Below are 7,230 nucleotides of genomic sequence, written 5' to 3'. Positions count from 1 at the left end.
GGTCGTATAATTTCGGCAGATTTTGGGTCTTGCTTAATCAGTTCTTCACGCTTTTTTCCATCAATAATAAAGGCATCATTAAATCCAGTTTTAATCCCGTAATTTATTCTAATATCCCAATCCTTTAAAGGTGTGCCAACTGCCTCAATTTTAGCTTTTATGCTTTGCTCTATAGGTGATAAAACTACCCAACTGTCAGATGAATTGAAGTCGATTAATGTTTGGTTTTGTCTAAAATAATCCCCCAAATTATTTATTACTTTTTCTTTTACGATACAAGCAAGAGTTCGGTATTGATTCTGTTGTTTTTTAAACATTAGAATATTAGTATCAACTGTTGCAGAATCAAATATTTGAATTCCTCCAAAATCAATTAAGACTTTAGGATTTGTTTGCTCAATAAAATATTTTCTTAAACTCTCTCCATAGGCAGCACGCATCCACTTATTGGAAGTAATAAAAATTAAGCATCCATTTTGTTTTAAAATATTATTTCCTAATTCGTAAAACAAACTATAGATGTCTCCCGTTTTTGCAAATGAAGCATAATTTAATTTTTGAAGCATATTACTTGCTTCTTTCATTTTTTGTAATTGAATATAAGGCGGATTCCCGATGATGACATCAAATCCTAGGTAAGAACCATCATCTGCTAATACTTCAGGAAACTCGAAGCGCCACTCGAAACTATTCTGAAACATGACATTGTCCAAAATTTCTTGTTTCTCTTTGGTTAATTTCTCTGCTTTTAGTTTCAATTTTTTTAAATTGTCTCTATCTGCTTTTTTAATCTTTTCTCCGAATAATGTTAAGTTATCTAAGCGTAATTTTTCGTTTTCATATTCACCTAGGGCTTTAGATATTTTTTCTTTGATTTTAGCATCTAAAGTTGTTCTAAAATTATTTTTGATGTTTCGGATAATGGTTTCTACTTCAGCTTTTTTTGCTTTACTATTCGTGTGTTTGTACTCACTAACTGCAGTTTTATAGTCGTTTATTGAATATGTAACTTCTTTATTTTTAAACGCTTGTTTTAAACTGTCGTCTAACTTAAATCGGTGAACTAACGAATTACCACATTTAATATTGATATCGATATTTGGTAATGTTTGCAATTCGCCTTCAGTTGTGTAATATGCATTCTTTAACAGCTCTATCCATAGACGTAAACGACAAATATTTACCGAATTGGGATTGATGTCTACACCAAATAAACAATTCTCAATTAGGGTTTGTTTTTCATGAAACAATGTTTTTTGAATATGAAGACTATTAACATCTTGTCGATTATACTCGAATAATTCACCCTCGTTATAAGCAATATATAACTCATCATTTTCTATTGAAACTTCACACGGTATTCTTTCACCTTGTTCATTAGAAAGGATTCCTAATTCACTTTTTACAGCAATTAATTCATTTAAAGCAGAAACTAAAAAGTGCCCAGAACCTACAGCGGGATCACATATTTTTAAAGTATTGATGGTGTTATTTAATTTGATTCTATCCTCTTTTTTAAAGAAACTTTGACAATAAGCTTTTACATCTTCAAAAGTTTCGATAGAATGATGGTATTCTGCTTTGAATTTATCTACCACAGCCTCTCTAATCGCTTCTTTACACATAAACATTGTAATGTACCCAGGTGTATAGAATGAGCCGTCTTTGTATCCATTAATTTTCTCGAAGATTAGACCCAAAACCGAAGCATTAATTAAGGTTTTTCCATTTTGTTCATCTTCAATATCTGTATTGGCATCAGCCGAAAAATCGTATGAATCTAAAAATCGGAAGATATAATCGAGCGTATTTAATTTACCATTTAATTTTTTACCGTTATTATCTTTTAAAATTGTACCTGAAAAAACTTGCATTTCTTCATCTTTCAGTGCAGTAATATCAAATGTTAAACGCTCCATTTCACTATGTTCAAACAAACTACTGTTTAGATAAGGGATATTCTTGAAACGTTCCTTGTTTTTATCGTGTCTTTCATTTAATGGTCTTGCTAATGCTGAAAAGAATAAATCGTTTAAAGCATCATAACCATTTAGAAAATTAAAATTTAAGAATTTGTATTCTTTGGATTTGTTATAACTGACTAACTGTGATTCTAGTAATTTAAGAAATAGAATACGGTTGATCCAATTAATACATAACTCTAACCCTACATTGAAAGCTTTCTCTGGAGAATTTGGTATATTCGTTATACGATCTAGATAACTTTTATCTTCTAATGTATAAATTGTATTTTCTAGTATAGAAGCATAATCACGTTCTTTAGGATCTTTTCTTACAATTATCTTTTTAGACCCTGTTTTCTCTTTTATTTCTTCTAAACCGATAATATGAAGTAACTCTTTGTAGAAATCATTGTTTAGCTTATTACTATCATTACCAAATGATTTACCTAATAAATGCGTATCAGAAAATAATTTATATAGGTTACTAATTTTAGTATCATTGTATTTTGTTATTTCTTTCGTGTCTAATTTAATGTGTACATAGGGAAGTTTGTCTTTTACCTTCTCAATATAAATTGCGGCTATTTCTTTATAGAATAGCTCGTTTTTAGCAGTGTCTTTTAATCCATCACGGAAACGCGCATATTCTTTTATTAATTCTGTATTTTTATAAAAATAATCGTAAAAGTCTTCCCCTTTGAAAAAGAACCATTCAATCCCATTGGTAACTATAATTTGCTTTATGTTATTATTCTTATAATCTATGCGTTCGCGTAAATAATATAATAAAACTTCTTGTAACGCTTTTTTATTGATATTATTCGTTGAAATAAATTCGGCTTTATTACTCGGTCTTTTGGCTTCTATAATAACACCAACATCACTTTTAGCTGTCTTATCTAAATAAATAGCTAAATCAATTCGATCTTTGGTATTGATTAAATTCTTTTGATAAAATGTATTGGTTAAGAACTTCTTTATAGGTTCTTTTAAATGTTCTTCAGATTCATTTCTACTATCACTAATTCCAATCGATTCTAAGCAAGCTAATAATTCAGATTTGAAATTTTCAACTTCTTTGCGGATTGGCTTAAATTGGCGATAAGCGGGATTTAATGCTTTAACGATAGATATCATTTCATATTAGTTTAGTTATTAAATATAACAATATATCTATAAAGAAATAAAATTTTAACATATAAAACTATCTAATAATTACTTATAAAGTTTAGTGTTTTTAAATATTTATCTCTATAATAATATTGTTATAATATTTTGGCCGCATCAAGAATGAATAAAACTAAGATTTATATCAAAAATGCTTAAAAAGCTCTTATCCTATAATTTTTTAGATATTCATCATAATTGGTGAGTTTGTTTAAAATGCACGAATTACATCAAACTCGTTGGAAATTCTTCTTCAATCATTTCAATTGATTCTATAGTTGATTTTCTTTTTCTGTTTTTATATAGTATTCTACATCTATTATTCCGTTATATCTAGTTAGATTAGAGTTCAATTCAGAATTACTATTTTCTAAACTAATAATCTTTTTTTCGAGTTCAGAAATTTTATCAAATTCTTTCTTTTTTAAAAAATCAAATATTCCCATCGCAATTAATTTTCTTGATACAACAAAACTACATAGAGCGTTACAATCTGATTTACGTGAAACCGTAAGTTTATAAAAAATTCGTTTTAATTCTTCTACAATCATTTTAATTGATTCAATTTTTAATTGTTCTTATAGTCGTAATCATTACCTTTATTCCAAAGTAGATGCTATGTGTTTTCATGTAAAAGTGACCAAAACAAAAGAACAGATTGAAAAGAAATCGAGGTTGAAATTCAAACCCGAGGTTACATTTACGCCAAATCCTCATTTCAAAGGTTTTGATCATCCAAAGTTGCCTGTTATCACTAATCAACAAGATTATATTCATTTGTTCGAGTGGGGTTTAATTCCGCATTGGGCTGGAAATGATTTTAATTCGAATAACACCTTAAACGCACGTATTGAAACTATAGATGAAAAACCATCTTTTCGAGATGCTTACACCAATCGTTGTGTGATATTGGTTGATGGCTTTTATGAATGGCGACACGAAGGCAAAGACAAAATCAAATATGATATCGGAATCAACAATAATCTGATGTGTTTAGCAGGATTATATTCTGATGATACGTTTACGATAGTTACAACTGAAGCTGTCGGCATTATGGATTATATCCACAATACTAAACATCGTATGCCAATAGTCCTAAATGATGATGAAAACTTAATGAATTGGCTTAATTGTAAACCAATTGTTCCGTTTACTGATTTCAGCTACCAGCGTGAAGATGGTCAAGTGAGTTTATTTGGATAATTCGGATTTTATATGTCGAAATAAGATTTTTCGGACATCCTTATTATCTTGTTTTTGTTCAATAAATGATTTCATTTCGTCTAGATTCTCAATTAAATGATCGCAATAGCCAAATCCTTTGTAAACTCCTTTTTCAATTAATACAATACCTTTTTCATTTTCAGTTCTTCCAACCAATTCAAATAAAAAGTCCTTTTTGGGTAAATGTATTGTTTTCAAAAATTGACGAACTCTTTTGTTGTAAAGTTTCACTTCTTCCCTATTTATACAAGCTCCGTTACATTCGTCTAAACTATATTGAAAACAACTTGATTTGGTTTTATATAAACCATTTATTTTTTGACAAAGCTTATATTTATCTGTAATGTAAAATAAATAATCTTTTGCTTCATTTAACGATGTAAATGAGATAATTTCGTTCCCAGAGTTATCAATTTTCTTCACAATTAATGCATGATAACCATCCGAATTTATTTCTTTGTTCAAAGCATAGAAAAACTTAATTTTTCGTTGAGCTCGATTAAATAGTGGCAGATTTTGTTTGATTAATTCAGATTCTCTCAACAAAGCAATCAATTCATTTCCTGTATTTTCAAATTGTATAGAATGCGTAAAATGCTGAAGTTTAATTTCCTTTTTATCAAGTGATTTGAAATGCTGAATCAATCTTTTTCTGATATCAATACTTTTTCCAATGTAGATAATATCTTGCTTGTCGTTGTATAAATAATACACGCCACAAATATTTTTTGGAACTTGGTCAACCAACATTTTCAATCTATCATTCAGTACCATGGCACAAATTTACTGAATCAATTTCTAATTATTATTTTTTAACACTTTTCCGCGACACCTTGTAGCGCTTTATTTGCTCAACTTTGTAACATGATGTATGCTTTAGTTGACTGCAATAATTTTTATGCTTCGTGCGAACGAGTTTTTAATCCAACCCTAAATGGAAAGCCTGTTGTGGTACTTTCTAACAATGATGGTTGTGTAATTGCACGTTCTAATGAAGCCAAAGATTTGGGCATTCCAATGGGTGCTCCTGCTTTTGAATACGAGAATAATTTTAGATTAAATAAAATCAATGTTTTCTCTTCAAATTATGCTTTGTATGCGGATATGAGTAATCGTGTGATGACTATTCTGAAATCCTATTGCCCTGATATTGAAATTTATTCGATTGATGAATCTTTTCTTCTTTTCAAAGGCTTTGATAACTATGATTTGGTGAAATATGCACAAGAAATTAAACAAAAAATATATACCATTACCAAAATTCCAGTTTGTATTGGTATTGCTCCTACAAAGGCTTTAGCTAAAGTAGCAAATCGAATTGCGAAGAAATTTCCGAAACATCATAATGGTGTTTATATGATTGATTCGAAAGAGAAAATAAACAAAGCTTTAAAATGGTTAAAATGTGAGGATATTTGGGGAATTGGACGACGTTTAGCTAAACGTTTATCTTATATCGGATGTCGTAATGCATATGATTTCACCTTGCTTGAAGATGAATACATCAAACGAAATTTCTCCATCGTCGAATTGCGTTTGAAAAAAGAATTATTAGGCGAAAGCGTTTTAAAATTAGATGAAGTTCAACGCAAAAAATCAATTGCCACAACTCGAAGTTTTGAGAAAACAATCAATGATTATGAAAATCTGAAAGAGCGTGTTTCTACTTTTGCTGTTTCTTGTGCCGAAAAGCTTAGAAAAGAACAATCAAAATGCAACATTATTACTGTTTTTGTGATGACCAATCGTTTTGATGAAAAGCAATCATTTGTTTCAAACTCATTAAGTACAACCTTAGATTTTGATTCGAATTCGAGTATCGTTTTGTCCAAATCTGCTTTATTTTTATTGGATAAATTGGTTCCTGCTGAAGGCAAAGTTCCTGATTATAAAAAAGCTGGCGTTATCGTTTCCGCTATTACGCCCGATAATCAAGCACAAATGAATTTATTTCATACAGAATCTCCAAAACATAAAGCGTTGATGAGTGTGATGGATCAATTAAATGTAAATTATGGCGATCATATGCTAAAATTAGCTTCGCAAGATGTGCGTAGAAAATGGAAAATGAAGCAAGAACGATTGTCACCTTGCTACACAACAAGATTTACAGATATTTTAAATGTTTATTAAATGGTACAGTTTATTCAAGTTCCGAAATTCTCAGAAGAGTTAATCAATATCCCTATCAAAACAGATGGTGAAAAACGATTTGTTCAATTTTTTGGTGATGTTTCAGCAGGTTTCCCCTCTCCTGCTGCTGATTTTGTACAAAATAATATTAGTTTAGATGAAATTTTACTGAATCATCCCGAAGCAACTTATCTTAATCGTGTGGGTGGCGAAAGTATGTATCCTGAATATCTGAAAGGTGATTTACTTATCATTCGATCTGATATCGAACCCAGACATCATGATGATATTGTGGTATCGGTCAACAATTCCGAATATACTTTCAAACGTTATGATGCCATCAACAAACAATTGATTTCTCTAAATCCGAAATACAAAAATTGCATTCAATTACAAGATGAAGATGTGGTCATTATTTTGGGTGTGGTAACTGATTTGGTGAGGCATAAGAGGAATTAAAAAAAACTATAAACTATTTTGATTATTTATATATAATCAATAATTTTATATCATAATTCAATCATCAAGAGTACATAAGGTACACCAACCGAGTTTAACAAACCACGGTGGTAAAGCGATGAGGGCTGTTCAGTCAAAAAATTGTCACTCTCTAAATTCTTAATGATTGATACTGTTTAATAAATTAAAGTATCAAAACAATGGAAAATTTAACTGAAAAATTTGAAAAAAACTTGATTTCACTTTCTGATCAAGAAGTAATTAGTCTCTCCTTAAACTACTT

6 protein-coding genes and 1 riboswitch are annotated in these 7,230 nt (G+C 29.8%); of the genes, 3 read left to right on the top strand and 3 right to left on the bottom strand.

Annotated features, from left to right (window positions below; all coding sequences use genetic code 11):
• The coding region (locus tag B3792_RS02585) for a DUF7149 domain-containing protein (RefSeq protein WP_291068789.1) at positions 1–3,101 on the bottom strand (3,101 nt) is incomplete at its 3' end.
• Between the two features lie 302 nt (positions 3,102–3,403).
• Complete coding sequence (locus B3792_RS02580; RefSeq protein WP_038330380.1) at positions 3,404–3,682, bottom strand: hypothetical protein; 279 nt, start codon at positions 3,680–3,682, stop codon at positions 3,404–3,406.
• A 67-nt stretch (positions 3,683–3,749) separates the two neighbouring features.
• Between B3792_RS02580 and B3792_RS02575 the strand changes: the two genes are divergently transcribed.
• Complete coding sequence (locus tag B3792_RS02575; protein ID WP_038330378.1) at positions 3,750–4,334, top strand: SOS response-associated peptidase; 585 nt, start codon at positions 3,750–3,752, stop codon at positions 4,332–4,334.
• Here the strand turns inward: B3792_RS02575 and B3792_RS02570 are convergent.
• Positions 4,323–5,129, bottom strand: coding sequence for a GIY-YIG nuclease family protein (locus B3792_RS02570; RefSeq protein ID WP_038330377.1), 807 nt, complete (start codon positions 5,127–5,129; stop codon positions 4,323–4,325). The genes B3792_RS02575 and B3792_RS02570 overlap by 12 nt on opposite strands.
• A gap of 90 nt (positions 5,130–5,219) precedes the next feature.
• On the opposite strand from B3792_RS02570, the gene B3792_RS02565 reads away from it, so the two are divergent.
• Together B3792_RS02565 and B3792_RS02560 are read left to right on the top strand one after the other, a co-directional pair.
• The gene (locus B3792_RS02565) at positions 5,220–6,488 is read left to right on the top strand and encodes a Y-family DNA polymerase (RefSeq protein ID WP_312068488.1); all 1,269 of its coding nucleotides are present in this window, start codon (positions 5,220–5,222) and stop codon (positions 6,486–6,488) included.
• Positions 6,489–6,947: a LexA family protein gene (locus tag B3792_RS02560; RefSeq protein ID WP_280038067.1), complete on the top strand. Its 459-nt coding sequence runs from the start codon at positions 6,489–6,491 to the stop codon at positions 6,945–6,947.
• A gap of 56 nt (positions 6,948–7,003) precedes the next feature.
• Positions 7,004–7,098: riboswitch (SAM-I-IV-variant riboswitch) on the top strand.
• Positions 7,099–7,230: the final 132 nt, after the last annotated feature.

The sequence above is a fragment of the Empedobacter sp. UBA5924 genome (genome assembly GCF_002431085.1).
Taxonomy (GTDB): domain Bacteria; phylum Bacteroidota; class Bacteroidia; order Flavobacteriales; family Weeksellaceae; genus Empedobacter; species Empedobacter falsenii_B.
The sequence above is the reverse complement of the archived record's forward strand: the minus strand, read 5'-3'. Positions and strand labels throughout refer to the sequence as shown.